The sequence below is a fragment of the Chelatococcus sp. YT9 genome (genome assembly GCF_018398315.1).
GTDB lineage: Bacteria > Pseudomonadota > Alphaproteobacteria > Rhizobiales > Beijerinckiaceae > Chelatococcus.
The window spans coordinates 2,147,985-2,172,208 of the sequence record NZ_JAHBRW010000001.1 but is presented as its reverse complement, the minus strand read 5'-3'; the positions used below and the strand labels follow the sequence as shown (position 1 = coordinate 2,172,208).

Here is a 24,224-nt window from a genome sequence, read left to right as displayed (position 1 = left end):
CGCTGGCATTCGCCCGAGCGGCAGGGTCGCGAGGAGCCTGTGAGGCCTCGCGCAAGCTCCTCGCGTCAGTTCCGCGGGAGCACGATGCAGGTGGTACTCGGTGCTGCTTTCATGTCGCCTTTGTAGCCCAGAAGCGGCTGCGATCCAATGCTCCGGAAAGCCCCCGGCAACACCGGCGGCAACCTGATGCCACAAGGTTTCCGAGGTCAGGCAGAGCGATCCGGTATGACGATGCGGAAATGGGCGCCCTTCTCCGAAGGTTCGAGCGTTATGTCTCCGCCGTGAAGATGGACAAGTTCGGCTGCGATGGCGAGACCAAGACCCGACCCGCCCACCCGCGTTGTGCCCTGGAAGGCCTCGAACAGCTTGCCTCGAGCCTTCTCGGCGACGCCAGGCCCGTTGTCGATAATATCGATAGTGACCGCGTTGGGACTGTCACTGTCGCGCCGGGCTGTCACGACGAGGCGGCGCGGTTCACCGACAGGCGGTTGCTGCTCCATCGCCTGCAGCGCGTTCCGGCAGAGGTTGAGCAGCACCCGTGACATCTGCTCGGCATCCGCGTCGATGACGAGATCCGGCTGGATATCCAGCACGAAGTCAAGATCGTCGCCGACATCGAGGAGATCCCGCAGATCCGAAAAAAGCTGCGCCGCTGGCGCTCGCCGGCGCTGGGGCAAGGGCTCCGCGGCGCCACCATAGGCGAGCGTCGCCTGGCAGAAATCGATGGCGCGTCCCAGCGTGGTTACGAGCCGTGGCGCAAACCGCGCCGTTGCCGGATCCGCAACCTGCACAAGACGATCTGACAGAAGCTGCGCCGAGGTCAGCATGTTGCGCAGGTCGTGGTTGATCTTGCTGACGGCGAGGCCGAGCGCGGCGAGGTGCCGCTTCTGGCGCAGGACATCCGCCAGGCTGTGCTCCATCTCCGCGAGCGCCCGCTCGGCAATGCCGATCTCGTCGGCACGCGCCGAGGGGACGATGATCCGGCTTGCGTCCTCCGGCGCGGCAGCGAACGCCGCGACATTCGCGGAGAGGCGCCGCACGGGGCGAACGATCAACCAGTGCAGGGCGAGGTAGACCAATCCGGCCGTAATCGCCGAGATGATCAGAGACACGAGGAGAATGCGGCGCGAAAAATCGAGCATCGCTGACCGGAGTGGCCGCGGATCAATGATCATTTCAACGAAGGCGGCGGCGCCCATGCCGGGTCCGATAACCCGCACCGGCTGGTCGTTGGTCTCCAGCAATGCGCGGAACGCGTCGACGATCAGCGTCGGCCAGTCAGGCTCGCGCAAATCGATGGTCTCGGCGACTTCGGCCGGCGTATCGGCAAGCGCGACCAGATGGCGGGCACCTCCCACCTTCACGGCAATGGCCTGCGCGCCCACGCTCGCGAGAAGCTTCTGCTCGAAGGCAGGGTTGATTCCGCCCTCTGGCGTCGCCTCCAGAACGAGACCGGCAACCTGGGCGGTGGACAGCCTGTCGTTGAGCCACGACACGCGGAAACTCGCGATCGAAGGCCCGTAGATCAGCACTTCGGCAATCATGACGAAGAGCACAGTCAGGATCAGGAGGCGCGCCGAAAGCCCGAACAAGGGCGCAGAACCGCCACCGGATAGAGGCCGCGCCGCGCCCTCAGCTCCGAGAATTGGCTGAAGTTGGGATCGGGAGCCCTCCATCCGCTTGGTCCATCAACCAAAAGATCGCAGGAAACGTACCATGCCCTTCACCCATCGGCTCCGCGTCTGCGGTCCATAGAAGCTCAAGGCCGCTTCCCGCGAAACAGCGGAATAGGTCGATGTGGGCATTTCCAGCCGAGAAAACTGCGCGATCGTCAACCTTTCCGCTAAGGCAAGTGCCCAGGGGACGATGAGTTCCCCGGCCGCAGGCCCAACGATCGCGCATCCAAGTATGCGGCCGCGCCTGTTCAACACCACCTTGATCTCACCCGATGCCACGCGATCCGCCTCGGCGCGCTCGTTCTGGGCAAAAGGCGCGCGCAGGATGCGCACTTCGCGATGCTGGATGCGCGCCTCGGCCTCGCTCAGGCCGACCGAGGCGATCTCCGGGTCTGTCATGGTAAGACGAGGAACGGCGGGGGCGGCAGGTGCCGCGCGAAAGAGGATACCGCGAACGATTCGGCGCGCCTCGTCCTTGGCGAGATGAGCCGCGAAATGACTGTCCGTGCCTTCACCCGACGCCAGCCCCAGAGCATAAACGCGGCGATTACTCGTCGCGTGGCCGCGCCGCAGCGCGATCCCGGCCTCCGTGGTGGCGATGCCGGCGGATTGAAGATCCAGTGTCCCGAACGTCGGTCTGCGCCCCACGGCTGCGCAGACATGGCTCGCCCCGATGACGATTTCGCCATCCCCCTCGGTGGTGATCTCCACACTGAGGGCGTCGCGGGTCGCCTCCACACGCTTCACCGTGGCATGCTCGTGGATCGTGATACCTTCGCGCCGCAGCGCGGCAAGAGCAAAGGCCGCGATCTCCGGATCCTCGCGGCGCAGTGCCGGACCACGATCGATCAGCGTCACCTCGGCGCCCAGCCGCCGTTGCGCCTGCGCCAGCGTCACACCCGTGCGGCCCGCGCCGATGATGACGAGGCGCTCAGGATGGTGGGTTGTGTCGAGGATGCTGTCATCGGTGAGAACATCGATATCGGCGAGCCCGGGAATGTCCGGGATGACGGGTTCGGAGCCGGTGGCGATCAGGAAACGACGCGGCATCACCGTGGTCTCGCCCACGCGCAGGCTCCGCCCGTCGATGAAGCGGGCCTCCTCCTGCAGGATGCGTACGCCAAGCGCGGCAAGGCGGTAGGGGGACTCTTCGGCCACGGACGCGGCGACAACCCGCTGCACATGGGCATGGACACGGGGATGGTTGATCCGCCCCGCCCCAGGCCCCATGCCGACGAAGGCAGAATCGCGCGCCGCCCGCACATGCGCGCCCGCGTAGGACAGCGCGGCGGACGCAGCCGCCCCTGCGCTGCGCCAGGGGCCATCCAACGTCTGATTGGCAACGAGCACCACGGGCGCGCCGAATAGCGCGGCGGTCGCGGCCGCCGTGAAGCCCCCCGGTCCGGCGCCGACCACGCAGAGGTCGGGGCGCAGGATCTCAGCCATGGTTGCTCCGCTCGGCGACGAGATCGGCGATAGCTTGCCGCAGCTCCGGGATACCCTTGCCGCTACGGCTCGAGGTCGGGGCTATGCCCGGGAACGCGGCCGGGCGCTTTGCGATGGCCGCCTGTGTCGCCTCCAGGCGCGCAGCGAGCGCCGCTGCCGTGAGTTCATCGGCCTTCGTCAGGACGATCTGGTAGGAGACCGCCGCCACATCGAGCATGTCGAGAACTTCAGCATCAATGTCCTTGATGCCATGTCGCGCGTCGATCAGCACATAGACACGCCCCAGCGTGGAGCGCCCCTTGAGATAGCTGCGGATCATGCGCGTCCAGGCCGCAACCTTCTCCTTGCCGGCAGCCGCATAGCCGTAGCCCGGCATATCGACCAGGGTAAAAGCCGGCCCCGCACCGATGGCGAAGAAATTCAGCTGCTGCGTGCGCCCCGGCGTGTGGGAGGTGCGCGCCAAGGTCTTGCGGCCCGTCAATGCATTGACGAGGCTGGACTTGCCCACGTTGGAACGCCCTGCGAAGGCGATCTCGAGCCCCCCGAGAGGAGGCAAGCTGTCTCGCGCGGCGGCGGCCCAGACGAAATCCGCCGGCCCCGCAAAGAGCTTCCGCCCTGTCTCGAGCAAGATGGCGTCGGTGCTGGATGTCGCAATGGTCATGCGCATCTTATCGAGCTTTGGCCGGAATTCTGCAAGCGCCACCGGCGCATAGAGTAAGCAGCTTTACATTTTTGGCGGAATGAGCCGGCAGCAGCGCTCAAAACCCCATACGCCCCAAGGTCTCGTCATGGTCTATGAAGCGGTGCTTCAAGGCGCCGGCGACATGTAGGACGAGCAGGGCAACGAGGCTGTAGGCAAGTACCGCGTGAATGAAACGCAACACCATGAAGAGGGCGGCATCAGTCGCCACAAGGTCAGGCATCGTGAAGAACCCGAAAGGACGGGTGGGCAATCGCAGCGGCGATGCCGAAGCCATGAGCCAACCGGTCAGCGGCAGGGCCAGCATAAGGCCGTAGAACATGAGGTGGACCAGCCGGGATATCCACCACTCGGCTGGCCGCATCACCTGCGGTGGCGGCGGTGATGCGCTAAGCCGCCAAACGATGCGCCATAACACCAGCACAAGGGCGAGAAGCCCATAGGATTTGTGGGCCTGATAGAGGGCGAAGGAGGTGCCGAGATCGGTATGAAGGCGGCTCATGGCCAAGCCAAGCACCACCAGGCCGACGAGAAGCACGGCCATGACCCAATGCAAGATGCGGCCCTGCAGGCTCCAATGAGAAGTGGCGGATCTCGACCGGTGCTTCATTCCTGTGACGCCTCGGTCGAGACGGTAATCGTCACATCATCGGAAACGAGCGGCTGGCCATTGATCATCCCGAACTGAGAGCGTTGCACCACGCCTTTCGCCACAAAATCGACCACTGCGCGGGAACGGCCGGCGTCCCTTGCAACTCCGACGGTGAATACCACCGGCCTTGTCACGCCGAGCATCGTCAGATCGCCCGTGACCACGGCCGTTTGTTCGTCGCGTTTCTCCACATTCGTGGACGCGAAAGAGATCGTGGGATGACGCATGACATCGAGGAAGCCGGGCGCGCGAATGTAGTCGTCGAGACCACGCGATCCGGTGTCGAGGGACGCTGCCACCACATTGAAGGATACGCGGCTGCGGGACGGCCGGTTGAAATCCAGCACGAGGCGGCCTGAGAACTGGCGAAAAACGCCTCGTGTCTGAGGAAAGCCAACGGCATCGATCACAAAGGAAATGGTGGTGCGCGCTGGGTCGATCCGGAACGCCGATTGCGTCAGCGCGGCGGAGGGCGCCAGCATGATGAGGAGAAGCAGCAACGGCTTGATGCGCATGACGCACAACGCGGTTCTGACCGCGCCACCGGTTTGCACTAACCCCGGCCCACAACTGCCTGGCGTCTGACATCGAAGGATGGCGCGGCATCCAGGGAAACACCAGCGTCAGGCCGTCTCGTTGGGGGCCTTACATACCTGTTCCCGTCAGACCCCAACGGGCAGACAATCATCATAAACGCGTTAGCGCCCGCGCCGCACTTTTCATGCGGGCGGGCGCTTCAAAGCTTTGTGAAGAAGACGCGGCTCTTACGCCGGACCTAAGGGGGTCCTCAGGCCTTGGCCTTCTTCATGAACATGGAACGTAGATTGTCCCATAGCTCGATCTTCACACCGTTCTTGCGCATGATCCAGCCCTGCTGGAGCACGGACAACAGGTTGTTCCACGACCAGTAGATGACGAGACCGGCCGGGAACGAGGCCAACATGAAGGTGAAGATCACCGGCATCCAGGAGAACATCATCTGCTGGACAGGGTCGGGCGGCGTCGGGTTCATCTTCATCTGGATGAACATCGTGATGCCCATGATGATCGGCCAGGCGCCGAGCATCAGGAAGTGACCCAGCACCGGCACTGTCGAGGGATCCCACGGGATCAGCCCGAACAGGTTGAAGATCGTCGTCGGATCCGGCGCGGCAAGGTCGTGGATCCAGCCGAAGAACGGTGCATGCCGCATCTCGATGGTGATGAAGAGCACCTTGTAGAGCGCGAAGAAGACCGGGATCTGGATCAGCATCGGCCAGCAGCCGGCGATCGGATTGATCTTCTCCTTCTTGTACAGCTCCATCAGCGCTTGCTGCTGCTTCATCTTGTCATCGGCGAAACGCTCGCGGATGGCTGTCATTTCCGGTTGGACGGCCTTCATCTTGGCCATGGAGGCATAGGACTTGTTGGCCAGCGGGAAGAAGGCGAGCTTCACCAGCACCGTCACGGTGATGATGGCAATGCCGAAATTGCCGAAGAGCTTGTAGAAGAAGTCCAGCAGCCAGAACATCGGCTTGGTGATGAAATAGAACCATCCCCAATCGATCAGCAGGTCGAAGCCCTTGATGCCCAGGGTGTTCTCGTATCCCTGGATCGCGGCGACTTCCTTCGCGCCCGCGAAGAGATGCATTGTCGTCTGCACCGAGGCGCCGGGCGCGACGGTCAGCGGCCCCGAGAGCACGTCGGCCTGATAGGTCGGCTGATTGTTGAACTGGCGCTCGGAGAAACGACCGGTATAGGCCTGTTTCTGGTTAGGAATGAGCGCAGTCGCCCAGTATTTGTCGGTAATGCCCGCAAAGCCGCCCGTGACATCCGGGAACTGGAGGCCCGTTCCGCCGCCCGGGAGGGCCGGCTCCTTGGCGAGCTTCGAATAGCTGACTTCCTGCAAGCCCTTGTCGCCAAGCACACCGACAAGGCCTTCATGCAGAATGTAGAAATTCTGTGTCTGCGGCAGGCCGTGGCGCGAGATGAGGCCATAGGGGTGAAGCGTCATGGGCGTCGTGCCCGTGTTCTCCACGCTATCCGTGATGGTGAACATTGCGTTGTCATCGACCGCGATGGTGCGCAGGAACCTGACGCCTTGCCCATTGTCATAGGTCAGCGTGACGGGTGTCTGTGGCGTCAACCGTGCGCCCTCCGGCGCGGTCCAGAGCGTCTCCGAATTGGGCAATGCCGGCACGCCCTCGCCACTGCCGACCCAGCCGAACTCCGCGTAATAGGGATGCGGGCTGCCTGAGGGTGACAGGAGAATGATGTTCGGGCTCTTGGGATTGACCGTCTCGTGATAAGCCCTCAGCGAGACGTCGTCGATGCGGCCACCCCTCAGGGCAATCGAGCCCGCGATCTTCGGGGTATCGATGACGACACGGGGGCTGCGCGCGAGGGCTGCCTCACGGCTGACCGGCGCAGTTGCGGCGCCGGTCTGTCCCGGCACTGTCTGCGCGGAGCCGGCCTCACCGGCCACGCCCGGCTGTGGCGCGGTGCTCGACGGCTGCCCCGGGGCGGCACTCTGTTGGGTCTGGGTGGCAGCCTGCCGCTGCTGATCCACCTTCGGCATGCCGAAGAAATAGTTCCAGCCCGTCAGCACCACGATCGAGAGCACTATGGCGAGGATCAGGTTCTTGTTGTCGCCGATCATGGACGATCCGTTGTGTTGGCGGGACGGTGGGCGGAAGGCCGTTCGGCTCGCTTCCGCGTTGACGAGAATGTGGCGATGGCCCGCTTGAGATCAACCGCAAGCGCGTCGAAGGATGCGGACAAAGCGCCGCGCCGGGCCACAACGACAACATCAAGCGCCGCTTCCGGCCACTCTGGCCTCAGCTGGCGCAGCACCTCGCGCAGCCGGCGCCTGATACGATTGCGCTCAACGGCGTTGCCGGTCTTCTTGGTCACGGTAAGGCCGAAACGCGGCCCGCTTTCCAGCCTCGTGGCGCCCGAGAGGGCAACATCCGCCTGCGACAAGCAACCAAAACCCGGCGCATTCACGACATCGTGCTCGTGAGCAGCGGCGTCGGGAATGGGCCGGGCCAGCGACTTTCCACGGGCTCGATCGACCCACTGAACACTCATGCGCTCAGTGTGAAATCGCTTGCCGCGCGCAGCAGCCAGAAACTCGGAACGCTTTCGAAGGCGCGGCAATCGGGCCGAGCGCCGCCCATGCTGAACCGCCGGGACGTCGCACATGCCAGCCTGCGCCGTGTCAGGCCGACAGGCGCTTACGGCCCCTTGCGCGACGCGCAGCAATAACCTTGCGCCCGCCCTTGGTCGCGATCCGCGCACGAAAGCCATGCCGGCGCTTGCGCACGAGCTTGCTCGGTTGATACGTCCTTTTCACGACCCAGTCTCCGGTCCCGCAGGGGGCGCGACGGCTGTCAGCCTCGCGCCCAACATCGCCCCGGCAAGCCGGTAACGACCTTGATGATTGTTTGCTGTCGATTGCCGCCCCAAAGCGATAAACGCCGAGACGACGACCAAGACGACGATCGGCGCCCGTTGAGAGCGCCGTCGACATGAGCGGCTTATGGCGGAAGGCACTCAGAAAGTCAACGGTATCAGACCGAGGTCACAGCCTCCTTGTTGGCCCGGATACCACGCTCGCCCGGCTTGTCAGCATCCGGCGGGCGTCGCGCGGCATAGTGTTGCGCCATCGCAGCGCAGACCATCAGCTGGATCTGGTGGTAGAGCATCAACGGCAGCACGATCGCACCAACGGCCTGGGCTGGAAAGATGACGTTAGCCATCGGAATGCCGCTCACCAGGCTCTTTTTCGACCCGCAGAAGACGATGGTGATCTCGTCCTCCTTCGAGAAGCCGAGCAAGCGGCTGCCGTAGGTGGTCGCGAGGATGACCGTGCCGAGAAGCACGATGTCGACGGCCGCCATGACAAGAAGGGTCGTGAGATCGAAGGTCTGCCACAGCCCGGCAACCACCGCCTTGCTGAAGGCACCATAGACGACCAGGAGGATCGAACTGCGGTCCGTCATGCCGAGCACACGATTGTGGCGCCGAACAAAGCCACCGATCAAGGGCTGTAGCAACTGGCCTGCGACGAATGGCGCCAAAAGCTGAAGGAGGATCGCGATCACCGCGTCTCCGGAGACCCCTCCTCCTTGCGTATGCAGCAGCAGGCCGACCAGAAGCGGCGTGAGAGCCATCCCGAGGATGTTGGAAGCCGAGGCCGCGCAGATCGCTGCCGGCACGTTGCCGCGGGCCATCGACGTGAAGGCGATTGACGATTGCACGGTCGACGGCAGCACGCAGAGGAAGAGAATTCCGGAATAAAGCGTCGGCGTCAGCAGGGCCGGCGATAACGGGGCGAGCGCAAGCCCGATCAGCGGGAACAGCAGGAAGGTGACCGCGATAATGACGAGATGCAGGCGCCAGTGGCGCATGCCGGCGACCACGGCCTCGCGCGAGAGCCGCGCGCCGTGCAGGAAGAACAGCAATGCGACCGCGCAATCCGTGAGGTAGCCGAGATAATCGACGAACGCCCCTCGCGCCGGAAAGAGCGAGGCAAGAAGGACGACAGCCAGAAGGATGATGATGAACTTGTCAGGCCGGAAGCGAAAACGCACGATCACGGGCCTCTATCAATGATCAGTCGGGATGCGCTCCGCAGATAAAGCGCTCCGGCGGCGATTGTGAACCCCTTGCTCGACAACGTCGCTATGCGTTCCACGCGGTCAAGCATGCTTTCATGTGACGGCTGAGGTGCTCCCAGAACGGTTGACGGCGACCACATCGCGGCTAATGAAGGTGCCGCGCAAGATGAATTCCAGCATGAAGGGCTCGACGTGACGCTCCAGTATTCCACCCAGGTCGACGTGACAGGTCGTCCCGTTCCGATTCATGGCGAGGAAGCGTTTGCCGGCATGCGCCGTGCCGGCCGGCTGGCGGCGGAGACCCTCGACTTCATAACCCCGGCTGTCCGGGCGGGCGTGTCGACCGCAGAGCTCGACGCCCTTTGCGAGGAGTTCATGCGCAAAGCCGGCGCCGTGCCGGCCACGATCGGCTACAAGGGCTATCGCCATGCGAGCTGCATCTCGGTCAACCACGTGGTGACCCATGGCATTCCCTCCGACAAGCTACTCGCGGAGGGCGACATCCTCAACATCGACGTTACACCCATCCTCGATGGTTGGTATGGCGATTCGAGCCGCATGTATCTGGTCGGCGAAGTTTCGGTGAAAGCCGCGCGCCTCGTGCACACCACCTACGAGTCGATGATGGCAGGCATCGCCCAGGTGAAGCCCGGCAACACGCTCGGCGATGTCGGCCATGCCATCGAGGCGATAGCGCTGCGCGAACGCTTTTCCGTGGTCGAGGACTTCTGCGGGCATGGCCTTGGCCAGGTGTTCCATGACGCGCCGCAGGTCGTGCACTACGGCGAGCCCGGCACGGGCGTCGTGCTGGAGCCCGGCATGCTCTTCACCATCGAGCCCATGCTGAACGCGGGCAAGGCCGGCGTGAAGGTGCTGGGGGATGGATGGACGGCCGTGACGCGCGACCGGTCGCTGTCGGCACAGTTCGAGCACACCGTCGGCGTGACGGACACCGGGGTCGAGATCTTCACCCTGTCGCCGAAGGGCTTCACCGAGCCCCCCTACCCCGCCACCTGATCGCAGGAACGATGAGTTATCGGGAATGCCAATATCCTTGATCGACCGGTTGTTCATGATCCTCGGCGCCGTCGCCGGCTTGGCCGGCGTTGCCGCGGCTGCCGCGGCAGCCCACGTCACGGGGGGCGGGAGCCTCGGCACAGCGGCGGATTTCCTGCTCTTTCACGCCCCCGTTCTCCTGGCCATTGCCATTGCCGATCATGTGGGTCTCGGTCGCGCCGGATTGCTGCGCCTTGGTGGCGTGCTCGTCATTCTTGGGCTCATCGGCTTCAGCGGCGATCTTGCCATGCGCGCCCTCACAGGCACGCCCCTCTTCGCGATGGCGGCCCCCACCGGCGGCACGCTACTGATGATAGCCTGGGTCGCCATCGGCCTGTCCGCGCTCATTCCGCGACGCTCTTGAAAGACACGACAAAGTCGTGTGTCTTCGCTAAAAGACTGCGCCATCCGCATCCTGCCAACGGCGAGACATGTCATGTCCGATAACAAAGCCGCTCCCACCCCTCTCGCCGACCTGCCCGACGTGCATACCCGCGCCGAGGTTCTCGTGCAGGCCCTGCCACATATGCAGCGCTATGATCAGGAGATCGTGGTCGTGAAATATGGCGGGCACGCCATGGGCGACCCCGCCGCCGCCGAGGATTTCGCTGAGGACATCGTCCTCCTTGAGCAATCCGGTGTGAAGCCGATCGTCGTGCATGGCGGCGGCCCGCAGATCGGCCAGATGCTCAACCGCCTCGGCGTCAAATCCGAGTTCGCCGCCGGCCTTCGCATCACAGACAAGGCCACCGTCGAGATCGTCGAAATGGTCCTGGCGGGCTCCATCAACAAGCAGATCGTCGGCACGATTGCCGCCGAGGGCGGAAAGGCCATAGGTCTCTGCGGCAAAGACGGCAACATGGTCACCGCGCGGAAGGTGACCCGCTCTGTGGTCGATCCCGATTCCAACATTGAGAAGGTTGTCGACCTCGGCTTCGTCGGCGAGCCGGAACGGGTGGACCGCACGGTTCTCGACGCGGTCCTTGGCCAGGAGATCATCCCGGTGCTGGCACCCGTGGCTGTCGGCGCCGACGGTGAGACCTACAACATCAATGCCGACACCTTCGCAGGCGCCATAGCCGGTGCCATGCGCGCCAAGCGCCTGCTGCTGCTCACCGACGTGCCGGGGGTTCTCGACAAGAACAAAAACCTGTTGCCCGAGCTCACCGTGGAGCAGTGCCGCCACCTCATCGCTGATGGCACCATCACCGGCGGCATGATTCCGAAGGTCGAGACCTGCATCTATGCCCTCGAGCAGGGCGTCGAAGGCGTTGTCATCCTGGACGGCAAGGTGTCCCACGCGGTGCTGCTGGAACTCTATACCGACCACGGCGCCGGAACCCTCATCCGGCGGTAGGGCGAGCGACGTTCATCCCGAGCCTTGGCCAGTCCCGGCGGGCATAAACCCGGCGGGTGCCGGGACTTTCCGGACTGGAATCAGGGTCGATACAGAACGCGGTAGGCGGGCTTCACAAGCCGGCCTACCGGATCGAAGAACGCCGGTTCCAGCACGATCGAGACGATCCGCACAGCGTCAATCTGCCGGGAGGCCAATGTCGCATTGAGCGCCTCCAGGCTCGCTGCGCTCGTGAGTTCAGCAAGCGGCATTCTTTCCCGCCAGCTGGCATCGCCTGTGTCCACCATGATCTGGTCCTTAAATCAATTAAGCAACTGGCCAGACAATTCTTGATGACAATCCGGGTTCCGGGCCCTGCGTGGGGCGCGAGCATTTGCGTGGAATGAGATGCTTTTCACGCGGCGGATCGTCAGGCCTTGCAACTTACAGCCCATGCAACCATCTAAGCAGGTTCCCCCTCGTCCACGCCTACGTGGTTGAGGTCCAACAGTGGAAGCGTGATGTCGCAATCGGCTGTCTCGCCGCGCCGGATCCACGGCAAGCCGTCGGCGCCACGTTCCGGGAACGGAGCCTAACGAACGTGTCCTTCCGTAAGCCGCCTATCGACGATCTGCCCATACTCCCGGAAAGCCTGCCCATTTCCTTACGCCAGGCGTCCCCCTTTCCCGATGCGCTGACGCATAAGCCGTCGCTGGCGCATGTCGATACCTGGATCTTTGATCTCGACAACACCCTCTATCCCCACGATGCCAAGCTATGGCCGCAGGTGGATCTCCGGATCACCCTGTTTCTCGTGGAGCTCTGTGGGCTCGACGGCATCTCGGCCCGCGCACTCCAGAAGTATTACTATCATCGCTATGGAACGACATTGCGCGGCTTGATGGAAGAATACGGAATCGATCCCGAAGAATTCCTCGAATTCGCCCATAGCATTGACCACTCCTCGCTTCTGCCGAACCCCCTCTTAGGGGAGGCCATCGCCGCGCTGCCGGGGCGGAAGCTCATTCTCACCAACGGCTCACGGGCGCATGCGGAAGCGGTCGCGCTCAAGCTCGGCATCCGCGAGCATTTCGAGGACGTGTTCGACATCGTCGCTTCCGGCTTCGTGCCGAAACCGGAGCAGAGCACCTATGAGCGTTTTCTCGATCGCCACAATGTCGATCCGGCCGGCGCGGTCATGTTCGAGGACATCGAGAAAAATCTGGTCGTGCCTCATGCGCTTGGCATGGCAACCGTGCTGGTCCTGCCGAAAACCACGGACCCTTTCCGGGAAGCCGAGGAACAGGCCCCGATGATCGCACCGCATATCGACTTTATGACCGACGATCTCGCCGATTTTCTGGGGCGCATGCGAGACCATTAAACCCGCTGACCGACCGCACCGAAACGCCGGCTTCGTCCGGCGCGATCCCACCTCGCGCCGAGGCCTTCGGAAGGCATGAGCCTCAGAGGTCGGGATGGCGGAAACCAGCCCGACTATGACGGCTGAAATCCAGCCCGTCAAAATGGTCGGACAATGCTTCTTGGACCGGAGCCATTACCGCGGCTCCTGAGCCCGCCGGCGGCTTCGCGCGGAACCGGAAGCTGGAAAAAGGGCGCCTGCCGGCGCCCTTGTCAGCTCTTGCCCAACCCGGCGGCTTGTCTACCGGGCAAAGCGGCCCTCATATTTAAACTGCGGCGCCGCCTTCAACTGGTCCTTTGTCGCGTTGATACGGGCATTCCACTTCTTGTCCGCATCGCTCCACGTCAGCATGAGCGCGGACGGTGCAACGGCAACATAATGCGTGCCCATGCCGAGGAAGCCGCCGACGGAGAGGATGTAAGCGCGGATAGACGTACCATCGATCACCGCGTCTTCGATCTCCCCGACATTTTCGTCACCGGCATTCCTGACGTTCAGCCCTTTAAGTGAACTGGCCAGCGCTCCTTGTTCAACTGTAACAAAACTTGGTCCTTGAGCAGGCGTCGGCGCATTCTGTGCAAACGCCGCTGTCGAAAGCCCTATAGCCGCGATTACAACTGCGATCCGAACCATACTATATCTCCTAAATGCAAAGCGGATGGATTATCCGTATTCCCGCTATGAGAATGGCATTAGTAGGATTTTGTTCCATGGTTCTATTTGCAAACTGTTCTTTGTTTTCTCGGTAATTTGTAAGCTCTTCGGGCACAAAAGCTGCACGCCGTGGCACTCGCCAATGGACTGCCATGATAACTCCATAGCCGGCTCTGCATATGCATTGACAGCACGGTCATAACCGCCCATTCTCGTCACCTGTTCCGAGGGGGGCCCCGTGAGGGGGCTGAGATTCCGCCGGCTCATACGAGCACCGCGGTGACCCTTAGGACCTGATCCGGGTCATGCCGGCGAAGGGACGGAAAAGGTGCAAGGCTCCTCACGATTCCATCAGATCGCTGTCACCCGGATCTCCTCGAACCAGGAGTGTATCCGCTCGAGACCCTTTCCGATCCTGCCGGGTCGGGAACGGGTTCGATCGACCGCATCGTCTTCGCGCGAACCGCTTTACGCGTCGCTTGAGAATGCTGTGGGCGGACACTCTCCTCATTGATGAGCCGGGGCGCCTTCGCTCCGGCGAAGGTTCTCCGGAGAAGGAGATCCATGAACATTCATCCGCAGTCCCCGGCGCGCACGAAGGTGCGCCAGACTACCACCGCCACACCGGCCGCTGTCACCACAGGGGCCGTCGCAGGATCGGCCAAGGTCTATTCCAGCCCCCAGGGTCATCCCGGGATCCGGGTTCCCTTCCGTGAAATCGCGCTTGATCCCGCCTCCTGCGAGGCGCCCTTCCGCGTCTATGACACCTCTGGCCCGTTCACCGACCCCGAGGCCGTCATCGACCTCAATAGCGGCATCGCCCAGCCTCGCGCGCCATGGCTCGCTGCGCGCGGCCTGACCGCGATCGCGCCGCGCGCGGTGAAACCGGAGGACAACGGCAATATCTCCGCCGACAAGCTCGTCGCGCCCTGTCCAGCCGCGCGCACCGTGCTGTCCGGCAACGCCGGTCGGCCGGTCACGCAGCTCGACTATGCCCGCGCCGGCATCGTCACCGAGGAGATGGTCTATATCGCCCATCGCGAGAATCTCGGCCGCGCGGAGATGCTCGCGGGCGCCGAGGAACGCCGCGCCGACGGCGAGGATTTCGGCGCCGCCATCCCCAACTTCATTACTCCGGACTTCGTGCGCGAGGAGGTGGCGCGGGGACGCGCGGTCATACCCGCCAATATCAATCATCCCGAGCTAGAGCCCACCATCATCGGCCGCAACTTCCTGGTGAAGATCAACGCCAATATCGGCAATTCCGCCGTCACCTCCTCGGCCGCCGACGAGGTGGAGAAGCTGGTCTGGGCGATCCGCTGGGGCGCCGACACGGTGATGGACCTCTCCACCGGGCGCAATATCCACAACATCCGCTCCTGGATCATGCGCAACGCGCCCGTGCCGATCGGCACCGTCCCGATCTATCAGGCGCTGGAGAAGGTGGACGGCGACCCGGCGAAGCTCGACTGGGAGGTGTTCAAGGACACGCTCATCGAGCAGGCCGAGCAGGGCGTGGACTATTTCACCATCCACGCCGGCGTGCGCCTGGCCTATGTGCCGCTGACCGCGCGGCGCGTCACCGGCATCGTCTCGCGCGGCGGCTCGATCATGGCGCGCTGGTGCCTCTCCCACCACCGGGAGAGCTTCCTCTATGAGCGCTTCGACGAGATCTGCGACATCATGCATCGCTATGACGTCACCTTCTCGCTCGGCGACGGCCTCCGGCCCGGCTCCATTGCCGATGCCAACGACGCCGCGCAATTCGCGGAGCTCGATACGCTCGGCGAACTGACGAAGGTGGCTTGGGGCAAGGGCTGCCAGGTGATGATCGAGGGGCCGGGCCATGTTCCCATGCACAAGATCAAGGCGAATATGGACAAGCAGCTCGCCACCTGCGGCGAGGCCCCGTTCTATACGCTCGGGCCGCTGACCACCGACATCGCGCCGGGCTATGACCACATCACCTCCGCCATTGGCGCGGCGATGATCGGCTGGTTCGGCACGGCGATGCTCTGCTATGTCACGCCCAAGGAACATCTCGGCCTACCCAACCGCGACGACGTGAAGACCGGCGTCATCACCTACAAGATCGCCGCCCATGCCGCCGACCTCGCCAAGGGCCACCCCGCCGCCAAGCTGCGCGACGACGCCTTGTCCCGGGCGCGCTTCGAGTTCCGCTGGGAGGACCAGTTCAACTTAGGCCTCGATCCGGACACCGCGCGCGCCTTCCACGACGAGACGCTGCCGAAGGAGGCCCACAAGGTCGCGCATTTCTGCTCGATGTGCGGGCCGAAATTCTGCTCGATGAAGATCACGCAGGATCTGCGCGCCGAGGCGCTCGCCATGGAGCCTCTTGCAACGGAAACCTTGGGCGAAGCTGACCGCCTCGCCGGCCTTGCCGAAAAAGCGAAGGAATTCAATGCCAAGGGCGCGGCCATTTACGTGCCGGCGAACTAGCGGAGCACCCGGCTGCTCCCTCCGCTCCAGAAGGGGGGGGGGGCGGCCTCGCGCGAGCGGGGCGGGTGAACCCTCATGGCTGGAAGCGAGGCGATGTTGGCGGTGCGGCTGTGGCCACGACAGACGGGCCATCGCCCGAGCTCTCCCCTTCCGAACCATGAGCGGCAGCTGATGGGGCGTCGCGTCAACGCGGCGGATAAGAAGAAGTCACTCGGCGCGCCGCGCTAAATAACGCGCCGCGCATGTCTTGCAGGGTGCCGCACCCCTCGTCTTGGGCTTCGCTGCTGGAACGAGAGCGAAGCTACAAATCCAATGCGCCTTCAATAGTCAAGGTTGCACTCCAAATATCTCCGGCGCGGTTCAAATAAAGTCGCCTTCTGAGCATTATGAATAACCATTCATCTACCTGATGCACTTGCGAGAACTTAATATTGTCATAATCGCGGATTGACCTCGATCATTCGACTCCAGGGTTGAGGCTGGGCGGCGGTGCGAATGAGAGAGGACCTGACTGATGCGGATGACCCGTTTCGCTTTGCTCGCGGGCACGGTGATAGCGCTACCGATACTACGTGTCGCGGCTGCGCCCCTCGACCCCGCGATCGTCGATCCTGTCCGGCAGGATAACTTGCCGCCCGTCCTTCCGGACGAGACGCGGCTGCAGCTCGCGCAGGGCGCGCCGGACGATCAGGACGGCGGCCCGCAACGGCGGCGACCGGAGGGCCGCGGCGGCTCCGAAGGCGGCCAACGGCCGCCGGCCGGAGGGCCGGGCGGGCCGGAAGGCGCTCGACCGGACATGCCGCGGCGAGACATGCAACAACGGCAGGAGATGCCGCCACCGCAGATGCAGCGTCCCGAAAGGCCGCGGCCTGAGGGGGCAAGACCCCAAGCACCAAGACCCGAAGCACCAAGACCAGAGGGACCACGGCCCGACACGCCGCGCTCCCAGCGTGATCGCCCCGATGTCCCGCCTGAGGGTCGCCCCGCCTCGCCCGCCGGAGAGCGCGCACCCGGTCGTCCCGGCCGTCCCGAGGCGTCGCCTGGCGAAACGCCGCGACCCAGAGCGCCCCGCGAGGTAGCCCCCCGACCGGACGCGGAGGGACGTCCGCCACGTCAGGCGCCCGGCCAGCCGGGCCCGGATCGTCCTGGTGAACCAACGCGGGGCCCCGGCGCGCGACCCGACACACAACAGCAGCAACCGCGACCAGAACGGCCCGGTCCAGGGGCACCGCGGTCCGAGCAGCCCCGCCCGGGGCGACAAGTCACCCCAGACCAGCCGGTTGCCCCCGGGCAATCTGCGCCGCCCCCTGGCGCTCGCCCTGGTGCACCGCAGCAACCAGGCGACAGGCCCATACGGGGATCGCAGCCACCCACCGAGCGGCCCGTCGCGCCAGGCCAGCCGGCAGCTCCCGGCCAGCCTGTGCCCCCGCCCGGCACACGCCCCGGCGCGCAGCAGCAAACGGACGACAGGCCCGGCTTTGGCGGCCCTCCCGGTCGTGACTTGAGCGAGGAATGGCGCGCGCGGCGGCGGGTGGAGGAACGTGACGGGCGCACCATCATTCGCGAAAGCGACAACCGCGTCATCATTCGTGAGGGCGATCGGGAAGTCATCCGGCACGACGAAGTGGAGCGGCTGCGACGCGGCGCACGGGACGTGAACGTTGCTCGAGGACGTGGCGGGGACCGCACCATCACCGTCGTGCGGCCCGACGGCAGCCGCATCATCACCATGGAAGATGCTGACGGACGTCTCATGCGGAGGATTCGCCGGGGCCCTGACGGCCGCGACGTCATCATCATCGACAACAGCCGCAGGCCGGCGCGCGGTCCCGGCTTCTATGCGCCGCCGCTGGTGGCCTTGCCACCGCTCGTGCTCGGAGGCATCCCGCGCGACCGCTATATCGTTGAGGCTGAAGATGTGGGTCCGGAGGTCATTGAGGAGACTTTCCTGGCCCCTCCGGTCGAGGAGGTGGAGCGGGCCTATAGCCTCGACGAGATCCGCTACAACGAGCGCCTACGCGAGAAGATGCGCCGTGTCGACGTGGACACCATCACTTTTGCCACCGGCTCGGCCGATGTCGCACCTTCGGAGGTTGGCCGGCTGGATGCGATCGCCCGGGGGCTCACCGCCGTGATCAAACGCAACCCCAATGAGGTGTTCCTCGTGGAAGGGCACACGGACGCGGTGGGTTCGGACACCGACAACCTCGCGCTGTCGGATCGACGTGCCGAGGCGGTCGCGCAGGTTCTGACCGACAGCTATGGCGTGCCGCCCGAAAATCTTGTGACCCAGGGCTATGGAGAACAATATCTGAAGGTTCAAACGGACGGGCCTGCCCGCGAGAATAGAAGGGTGACGCTGCGGCGGATCACGCCGTTGATGTCGCAGAGCAGCGCTCCATCCGCGCGGTAAACCGCAACACGCTGGTCAAAAAACAATGGCCCCGGGGTGAAACCATCCCGGGGCCATCATTCGTGAACTGGCGGGAATGCCGGGCCGATCAGGGGTTGGGCAGCGGCGCCGGCGAATGGGACAAGCTGCGCAGATACGCGATGATGTCTGCGCGCTCCTCAGGCTTCGCCACGCCGGCGAAGCTCATGATCGTGCCCTTCATGTAGCTGCGCGGATTGGCGATGAAGTGGTCGAGCTCCTCATAGCCCCACTTCTCGCCCTTGGCGGCATGTTCCTTCATGGCCGCCGAATAACCGAAGCCCTGAACCTCACCCTTCGGACGATCGACAATGCCATAGAGATCTGGACCGACCTTTGCCCCCGCCCCTTCCACGAAATTATGGCAGGCGGCGCATTTCGCCGCAGCCTTCTGGCCACGGGCGGCATCAGCGGTCTGCATGCGAACGGCGATCGGTATGACCTCAACCGCGGCCGGTGCGGCGGCGGAAGCGCCCTCTTCCGGTGCGGGCAGATCGTAGCCGGGAACGGCCGGCGGATTTTGCGAGAAGATCGCGCTGGCCACAATGCCAAGGCCCATCGCAAAAACGCAGGTGCCAAGAATGGCGCCGAAGATCTTGTTGAGCTCGAAAGAATCTAGCTGTTGCATCGACAAAACAGCGGCTCCGGTGCGGCCAATGGGCTAGGCCGATTGGTAAGCTTCAGGCGAACGTTGACGGCGAAAACAGGGCCGCACAGCACGAGGACATGCAGCAAAGTCTGATTACCCGCTTTGAAGCCGGGTTGGCAACTCGTATAAGCGGCTTCCCCTTTGCTACCTTTTGCCGCTTTTCGGCATCGGCGCTCGGGGTGTGATGATTTCGAGGAGACGAGCCGATGTCCCTGCCCGAAGTAATTTCCTATCAAGGCGAACCGGGCGCCAACTCACATATTGCCTGCGATGACGTCTATCCGACGTGGCAACCCCTGCCCTGCGCGACGTTTGAGGACGCGCTTGCGGCGATTTCCGACGGTACGGCCACGCTCGGCATGATCCCGATCGACAACACGATCGCCGGCCGCGTCGCAGACATGCATCATCTGCTGCCGACATCAGGGCTGCACATCATTGGCGAGTTTTTCCTGCCCATCCATTTCCAGTTGATGGCACCGAAAGGCGCGACGCTCGCCACCATCAAGACGGTGCACAGCCATGTGCATGCGCTGGGCCAGTGCCGGCGAATCATCCGCAAGCTCGGGCTCAATGCCGTGGTTGCCGCCGACACCGCGGGCTCAGCGCGCTTGGTCGCCGAGTGGAACGACCCGACGCAGGCCGCACTCGCGCCACGCCTGGCGGCGCAGATTTACGGGCTCGACATCCTGATGGAGGACGTCGAGGACGAAGCCCATAACACCACGCGTTTCGTCGTGCTGGCCCGTGAGCCGCAATGGGCCAAGGCCGGAAACGGCCCCACCGTGACGAGTTTCGTGTTCCGCGTCCGCAACGTGCCGGCGGCGCTCTACAAGGCGCTCGGCGGCTTCGCGACCAACGGCGTCAATATGACGAAGCTCGAAAGCTACATGGTGGAAGGGCATTTCCATGCGACGCAGTTCTATGCGGAGGTCGATGGTCACCCGGATGACCCCGCGCTGAAGAACGCTCTCGAGGAGATCGGCTTTTTCTCGAAGGAGCTGCGGATTCTCGGGGTCTATCCTGCGCATCCCTTCCGCGCCACCCAGATACCTGCGGAATAGGTACCGGAGGCGGATGGCCGAGCGCGATCTTTGCCGTTCAGCCTTCCTTTTCCATGAGAGCGAAAAAAAGGCGGCCGTCATCTCTTCGTCGCCCTTTTATGGCCTTTCTCTCACGCGAGTTTACCTCCGCACGATGAGAGGGAAGGCCAATGACGCCCACGTTCAGACACGCAGACAGCTGCGACATGGCCAATGTCTCCCGCTTTTACGAGCATGTTTGGCAGGAGACCTATCTCAGCCTCATGGATGTCCGGGAGCTCAGCAGCTGGCGGGCACGTCGGGATTGGCGCGCCTTGCCCGCTGACGAGGGCACCGTAGTCGTGGCGGAACATGATGGCCAACTGGTCGGCTTCGGTGCCTGCGGTCCCGCGCGGGATGGTGAGCTCGGCACCTTCGGCGAGATTTACGCAATCCACGTCGCGCGGCAATTTCGTTCGCGCGGCATCGGAAGCGGCCTCATGGGGCGGATGGCTCGGGAATTTGCCGAGCGTGACGTCGCGGACGTCGGGCTTTGGGTCTTCCATCGTAATGTGACCGCGGTGGTTTTCGCGCGGTCGCTCGGCGCTGTCGTTACAGGCTCGCGCGACGATGAGCAGGGGGCGGGCAACACCGAGCTCGCGCTCATCTGGCCGAAAGCAAGCGACCTTGCCTTGTTCGATGACGCCCAGCACGGGCCCATGCAGCACTCGGCAGGGCGAAGCCTTGGCATGATGCCTCTCGCGCCCTGCATGCCGTCCTGCAAATAGTGTTGCAGCGGGCCGGTTACGAGCCAGCCGCGCTCCCGGAAAATCAGAACTCCTCCCCCTCATGCACGAAGGCATGGAGGAGGTGATGGGCAATGGCGAACGGCTTGGGCGAGCTCAAACCATCGGGGTGCGTGCCGCCCAGGAGGGCGGCCGCCTCGCCGCGGGAGAACCAACGCGCGTCCTCGAGCTCAAGCCGGTCGATGGTGATCTCGTCGTGTAAGGCCTCGGCAATGCAGCCGATCATCAGCGAGGCCGGAAACGGCCAGGGCTGCGAGGCAAGGTAGCGGACGCGCCCAACGGCAAGCCCCGCTTCCTCCTTGGTCTCGCGGCGCACGGCGTCCTCGATCGTTTCTCCCGGCTCCACGAAACCGGCGAGACAGGAGTACATCTTGTCGGCGAAGCGTGGCTGCCGGCCCAGGAGGCAACGGCCGTTTCGCACCGCGAGCATGATGACAACGGGATCTGTCCGGGGAAAGTGCTGGGCCCCGCAGGCGTCGCAGATGCGCCGCCAACCAGCTGCTTCCACGCGTGTTCGGGCCCCGCAGTTGGCGCAGAAGCGGTGACGCGCATGCCAATGGAGGATCGCCTTGGCCTCGCCGAGGGGGCCGAGAACTTCCGGTCGCAGAAGCCCCTGGGAGGCGAGCGATCGCAAGTCCACGGCGTCGAGATGCGGCCGTTCGGCAATGACGCTTGCGGCATCGCCGGCCAGCGTCGTCGTAAACAGGGGTACCCCTTCGATGGTGCCGAGGAAGATGCTCTCACCGTCAGCGCCGAGCGCGGCCGCTTCCGCCAGCGTGAAGCGCGGATCGAGAGCCGGCTGGCGTTTGAGGATTGGCACATCGCCGGCTAGCACGAAGGTCGCGGCATCGGGTCTACGGCGGAACGCACCGACCGTTTCGGCGTTTTCCCTCCCCTCCGAATGACGCTCCAGACGGTTGACCGCGAAGCCCACACGTCCCGAACGGTCTAGCGAGGCCGCGAGCGGAGCAATCGGCGCGGTCTTGGAATCATCATGCGTCATGGCACAGCCTTTCGGCCTTTCTTCTATCCGAGCCCCGCGCTGGACAGAAGAGCCGTTTCGCTCATCCGGCCGCGTGCGCCGCGCCGGCCATCGCGGGTTGTGAGCGGAGCGCGAATTAAAAGCCTGGTGGCTTGCATCAGCCTCATCTTTCCACGATATAGGCGTTGGGAGGTTGGCGTTGGACGTTCCACTCGCCAACCGGGTCAGGTCCGGAAGGAAGCAGCCCTAACGAGAATCGGGCGGGTCTTCGTCCAGCCTCCCACCTTGTCCTCGTCGGATATCCGGCGACAATCGCCCTGCATGGGATCCTGCGCCCGGCATGGGCCCCTGCCGGTGTGATGGCATCGCCCTGGACCGGCCTCATGAAATGACCGAACGGGTGCGATGACCGATCAGCCGAGCGCCACCGACATGCCGAACGCCTCTGTCGAGGATGACGCAGGTCCGGCACTGCCCGGTTTTGATATGCCGACATCCTCTTCGGTGCCTGCCCCGGCTTACCGTGTTCTGGCGCGCAAATATCGCCCCGTGAGCTTCGATGACCTCATCGGGCAGGAGGCGATGGTCCGCACGTTATCCAACGCGTTCTCGACTGGTCGCATTCCACAGGCGTGGATGCTGACGGGTGTGCGCGGCGTCGGCAAGACGACGACGGCGCGTATTCTGGCCCGGGCTCTGAATTATGAGCCGCTCGATGGCGGATCCTCGCAACCAACAATCCACATGCCGGCGCTCGGGCGCCATTGCGCCGCGATCATGGAATCGCGCCATGTGGATGTCCTGGAGATGGACGCCGCTTCCCACACTGGCGTCGAGGATGTCCGCCAGATCATCGACGGCATCCGCTACTCGCCGAGCTCGGCGCGCTACAAGGTCTATATCATCGACGAGGTCCATATGCTTTCGGAGAAGGCGTTCAACGCCTTCCTGAAGACGTTGGAGGAACCGCCGCCGCACGCGAAATTCGTGTTCGCCACCACCGAGATCCGCAAGGTGCCGGTGACGATCCTGTCGCGCTGCCAGCGCTTCGACCTGCGCCGCATCGACGCCGGCGCGCTCGTCGCCCACCTTGCCCGCATCACCGAAGCGGAAGGTGTGAATGCGGACCCGGAGGCGCTGGCGCTCATCGCACGTGCTGCCGAAGGCTCGGCGCGTGACAGCCTGTCGCTGCTCGACCAGGCCATCGCCCATGGTGGCGGGGCGGTGAGCACGGACGAAGTGCGCACCATGCTCGGGCTCGCGGACCGGGCTCGCGTCATCGATCTCTTCGAGGCGGTGATGCGTGGTGATCTCGCCGCGGCGCTCGCCGAATTAACCGCGCAGTACGACGCGGGCGCAGACCCCTACGTCGTTCTCAACGACCTCGCCGGCTTCATCCATCTCGTCACACGCTTCAAGCTGGTGCCTGACGCGGGCAAGGACGCGGCGCTCACCGAGGCCGAGCGTTTGCGGGGCGCGGACCTCGCATCCCGGCTCTCCTTGCGCATTCTGGCGCGTAGCTGGCAGATCCTCATCAAGGGCCTTCCGGAGGTCCAGCAGGCAGCGCGTCCCGTCGCGGCCGCCGAGATGCTTCTGGTGCGTCTCGCCTATGCGGCGGACCTGCCGACGCCGGACGAGGCGCTGCGTGCTTTACGCGATGGCACTCCCTCCGCTGGCGGTAGCGGCGGCGCTCGCCCGGGCAACAGTGGTGGCAACGGCAGCGGAAATGGCGGCGGGCCCCGCCTCGCTATCGCCGCCACCACGGGGTCAGCCCTGTTGGCCGATGCGACGCCTCGTCAGGATCCCGCCCGCGAGGTGGTCCGCGCCTCTGCCGAGCCGCAGATCCGGCTGGCGCGCTTCGAGGACGTGGTTGCTCTTGCCGGGGAACAGCGCGACATCGTGCTGAAGCGGTCCCTGGAGCAGGACGTTCATCTTGTCCATTTCGAGGACGGGCATATCGAGTTCGCTTTGCGGGAGGGGGGAAGTCGTACGCTGGCCGGCGACCTCGGCAAGCGCCTGCAGGAATGGACCGGCCGACGTTGGATGGTCGCGCTCTCGTCCAAACCGGGTGCGCCGACACTCCATGAAATGGCCCAGGCGCGTGAGGCCGAGCGTCGCAGCGGTGCCGAGGGGCACCCGCTTGTCCAGGCCGTGCTGTCGCGTTTCCCGGGTTCGGCTATCGTCGATATCCGCGACGTCGCGGCAGCTGCCGAGGAGCCCCTGGTGGCGATGGCCGACACCGGCGAGCCAACCGAGGATGAAGGGGCGCTCGCATCCGAGGACGACCTGTCCTATCTAGACGAGATGTGATCCGGGTTGAGACGGGAGTG

Annotated in this window: 23 protein-coding genes, 1 other RNA gene and 1 riboswitch; of the genes, 10 read left to right on the top strand and 14 right to left on the bottom strand. The window is 64.3% G+C overall.

The genetic code is table 11. The annotated features are described in order from the left end of the window. Positions 1–206: 206 nt before the first annotated feature. The 9 genes from KIO76_RS09835 to KIO76_RS09795 all read right to left on the bottom strand — a co-directional run bounded on the left by KIO76_RS09835 (position 207) and on the right by KIO76_RS09795 (position 9,054). Entirely contained in the window at positions 207–1,676 is a 1,470-nt protein-coding gene (locus KIO76_RS09835) for a sensor histidine kinase (protein WP_213323030.1), read from the bottom strand. Positions 1,677–1,688: 12 nt separating this feature from the next. Continuing rightward, positions 1,689–3,122 carry an FAD-dependent oxidoreductase gene (locus KIO76_RS09830; protein ID WP_213323028.1) on the bottom strand — a complete coding sequence of 478 codons (1,434 nt, stop codon included), beginning with the start codon at positions 3,120–3,122 and terminating at the stop codon, positions 1,689–1,691. Beyond that, positions 3,115–3,783 carry a ribosome biogenesis GTP-binding protein YihA/YsxC gene (gene yihA / locus KIO76_RS09825; protein WP_213323025.1) on the bottom strand — a complete coding sequence of 223 codons (669 nt, stop codon included), beginning with the start codon at positions 3,781–3,783 and terminating at the stop codon, positions 3,115–3,117. The genes KIO76_RS09830 and yihA overlap by 8 nt, the downstream gene beginning before the upstream one ends. Before the next feature lie 97 nt (positions 3,784–3,880). Further along, positions 3,881–4,432: a cytochrome b gene (locus KIO76_RS09820; RefSeq protein ID WP_283771428.1), complete on the bottom strand. Its 552-nt coding sequence runs from the start codon at positions 4,430–4,432 to the stop codon at positions 3,881–3,883. Continuing rightward, positions 4,429–4,989 carry a YceI family protein gene (locus tag KIO76_RS09815; RefSeq protein ID WP_213323021.1) on the bottom strand — a complete coding sequence of 187 codons (561 nt, stop codon included), beginning with the start codon at positions 4,987–4,989 and terminating at the stop codon, positions 4,429–4,431. The genes KIO76_RS09820 and KIO76_RS09815 overlap by 4 nt, the downstream gene beginning before the upstream one ends. A 272-nt stretch (positions 4,990–5,261) precedes the next feature. Next, positions 5,262–7,112, bottom strand: a complete 1,851-nt coding sequence (gene yidC, locus KIO76_RS09810) for a membrane protein insertase YidC (RefSeq protein ID WP_213323018.1) — start codon at positions 7,110–7,112, stop codon at positions 5,262–5,264. Next, positions 7,109–7,657: a ribonuclease P protein component gene (gene rnpA / locus KIO76_RS09805; RefSeq protein WP_213323016.1), complete on the bottom strand. Its 549-nt coding sequence runs from the start codon at positions 7,655–7,657 to the stop codon at positions 7,109–7,111. Before rnpA ends, yidC begins: the two co-directional genes overlap by 4 nt. Before the next feature lie 16 nt (positions 7,658–7,673). Then, positions 7,674–7,808 (bottom strand): 50S ribosomal protein L34, encoded by a 135-nt coding sequence (gene rpmH / locus KIO76_RS09800; protein ID WP_099056420.1) that lies wholly within the window; start codon positions 7,806–7,808, stop codon positions 7,674–7,676. Between the two features lie 217 nt (positions 7,809–8,025). Beyond that, positions 8,026–9,054 (bottom strand): bile acid:sodium symporter family protein, encoded by a 1,029-nt coding sequence (locus tag KIO76_RS09795; protein ID WP_502761847.1) that lies wholly within the window; start codon positions 9,052–9,054, stop codon positions 8,026–8,028. 213 nt (positions 9,055–9,267) lie between these two features. Here KIO76_RS09795 and map point away from each other — a divergent pair, with 213 nt between their 5' ends. From map to argB, 3 genes are all read left to right on the top strand, one after another. Further along, the gene (gene map / locus KIO76_RS09790; protein WP_291977226.1) at positions 9,268–10,092 is read left to right on the top strand and encodes a type I methionyl aminopeptidase; all 825 of its coding nucleotides are present in this window, start codon (positions 9,268–9,270) and stop codon (positions 10,090–10,092) included. A 25-nt stretch (positions 10,093–10,117) separates the two neighbouring features. Then, complete coding sequence (locus tag KIO76_RS09785; RefSeq protein ID WP_249729554.1) at positions 10,118–10,495, top strand: DUF423 domain-containing protein; 378 nt, start codon at positions 10,118–10,120, stop codon at positions 10,493–10,495. Positions 10,496–10,567: 72 nt separating this feature from the next. After that, positions 10,568–11,488: an acetylglutamate kinase gene (gene argB, locus KIO76_RS09780; RefSeq protein ID WP_213323014.1), complete on the top strand. Its 921-nt coding sequence runs from the start codon at positions 10,568–10,570 to the stop codon at positions 11,486–11,488. Positions 11,489–11,568: 80 nt separating this feature from the next. Here argB and KIO76_RS09775 read toward each other — a convergent pair whose 3' ends face one another. Beyond that, positions 11,569–11,775: a hypothetical protein gene (locus KIO76_RS09775; protein ID WP_213323012.1), complete on the bottom strand. Its 207-nt coding sequence runs from the start codon at positions 11,773–11,775 to the stop codon at positions 11,569–11,571. Between the two features lie 386 nt (positions 11,776–12,161). Between KIO76_RS09775 and KIO76_RS09770 the strand changes: the two genes are divergently transcribed. Then, complete coding sequence (locus KIO76_RS09770; RefSeq protein WP_249729828.1) at positions 12,162–12,851, top strand: pyrimidine 5'-nucleotidase; 690 nt, start codon at positions 12,162–12,164, stop codon at positions 12,849–12,851. Between the two features lie 279 nt (positions 12,852–13,130). Here KIO76_RS09770 and KIO76_RS09765 read toward each other — a convergent pair whose 3' ends face one another. Further along, entirely contained in the window at positions 13,131–13,523 is a 393-nt protein-coding gene (locus KIO76_RS09765; RefSeq protein WP_213323007.1) for a PRC-barrel domain-containing protein, read from the bottom strand. A 238-nt stretch (positions 13,524–13,761) separates the two neighbouring features. Then, a riboswitch (TPP riboswitch) is annotated at positions 13,762–13,881 on the top strand. Between the two features lie 227 nt (positions 13,882–14,108). Here KIO76_RS09765 and thiC point away from each other — a divergent pair. Next, positions 14,109–16,004: a phosphomethylpyrimidine synthase ThiC gene (thiC, locus tag KIO76_RS09760; protein ID WP_213323005.1), complete on the top strand. Its 1,896-nt coding sequence runs from the start codon at positions 14,109–14,111 to the stop codon at positions 16,002–16,004. A 568-nt stretch (positions 16,005–16,572) separates the two neighbouring features. Here the strand turns inward: thiC and KIO76_RS09755 are convergent. Next, positions 16,573–16,893 carry a hypothetical protein gene (locus KIO76_RS09755; protein WP_213323003.1) on the bottom strand — a complete coding sequence of 107 codons (321 nt, stop codon included), beginning with the start codon at positions 16,891–16,893 and terminating at the stop codon, positions 16,573–16,575. A gap of 612 nt (positions 16,894–17,505) precedes the next feature. Between KIO76_RS09755 and KIO76_RS31335 the strand changes: the two genes are divergently transcribed. Next, positions 17,506–18,417 (top strand): OmpA family protein, encoded by a 912-nt coding sequence (locus KIO76_RS31335; protein WP_283771427.1) that lies wholly within the window; start codon positions 17,506–17,508, stop codon positions 18,415–18,417. An 88-nt stretch (positions 18,418–18,505) separates the two neighbouring features. Here the strand turns inward: KIO76_RS31335 and KIO76_RS09745 are convergent, their stop codons facing one another. Next, positions 18,506–19,063, bottom strand: coding sequence for a c-type cytochrome (locus tag KIO76_RS09745; RefSeq protein ID WP_213323001.1), 558 nt, complete (start codon positions 19,061–19,063; stop codon positions 18,506–18,508). A 227-nt stretch (positions 19,064–19,290) separates the two neighbouring features. Here KIO76_RS09745 and KIO76_RS09740 point away from each other — a divergent pair, with 227 nt between their 5' ends. Then, entirely contained in the window at positions 19,291–20,148 is an 858-nt protein-coding gene (locus tag KIO76_RS09740; RefSeq protein ID WP_213322999.1) for a prephenate dehydratase, read from the top strand. 149 nt (positions 20,149–20,297) lie between these two features. Continuing rightward, entirely contained in the window at positions 20,298–20,894 is a 597-nt protein-coding gene (locus KIO76_RS09735) for a GNAT family N-acetyltransferase (protein ID WP_213322997.1), read from the top strand. Between the two features lie 43 nt (positions 20,895–20,937). Here the strand turns inward: KIO76_RS09735 and nudC are convergent, their stop codons facing one another. Next, positions 20,938–21,915, bottom strand: coding sequence for an NAD(+) diphosphatase (gene nudC, locus KIO76_RS09730; protein ID WP_213322995.1), 978 nt, complete (start codon positions 21,913–21,915; stop codon positions 20,938–20,940). Between the two features lie 166 nt (positions 21,916–22,081). Here nudC and ffs point away from each other — a divergent pair. Both ffs and KIO76_RS09720 read left to right on the top strand, forming a co-directional pair. Next, positions 22,082–22,179: signal recognition particle sRNA small type (ffs, locus tag KIO76_RS09725), an RNA gene on the top strand. A gap of 120 nt (positions 22,180–22,299) precedes the next feature. Then, positions 22,300–24,204: a DNA polymerase III subunit gamma/tau gene (locus tag KIO76_RS09720; protein ID WP_502761846.1), complete on the top strand. Its 1,905-nt coding sequence runs from the start codon at positions 22,300–22,302 to the stop codon at positions 24,202–24,204. Positions 24,205–24,224 lie beyond the last annotated feature (20 nt).